Annotated in this window: 1 pseudogene; it reads left to right on the forward strand. The window is 41.8% G+C overall.

The window, feature by feature from the left end:
* Positions 1-344, forward strand: a pseudogene (locus ABT58_RS23225) (S-type Pyocin domain-containing protein); the annotation flags it as partial.
* Positions 345-383: the final 39 nt, after the last annotated feature.

Raw genomic sequence — 383 nt, forward strand, 5'->3', positions numbered from 1 at the left:
TCGGCATTAGCAGGACACATGAGGTTAAGGTGAAGCCAATTGGTTCAGGGCAGGGAAAAGAATCGTTTATACAGATAACGCCCACTGTACAGTTAGGTGAGCGACTAGCTTTCCCGTCAGAAGGTTATTTTTATAATTTTGCGAATGCTCAACTGATCCAGGAATATAAAATGCTTGGTGATGGCCACTTCGGTTTCTATGCGACCCGAACGACCCAAAATAGGCTCGATGACGAGCAGTTAGCTAACTTGTATCAAAATACTATCCTAGTGTATTGGAATATTGATGGTCAGCTGGTCACTGACCAAAGCCTTGTGTATTTAGATCATCAAATCACGAAGTAACAATTAGCCAATATCAATGACGAATGGGTCAATGTGAAT

It is taken from the genome of Photobacterium aphoticum (assembly GCF_001029435.1).
Taxonomy (GTDB): domain Bacteria; phylum Pseudomonadota; class Gammaproteobacteria; order Enterobacterales; family Vibrionaceae; genus Photobacterium; species Photobacterium aphoticum.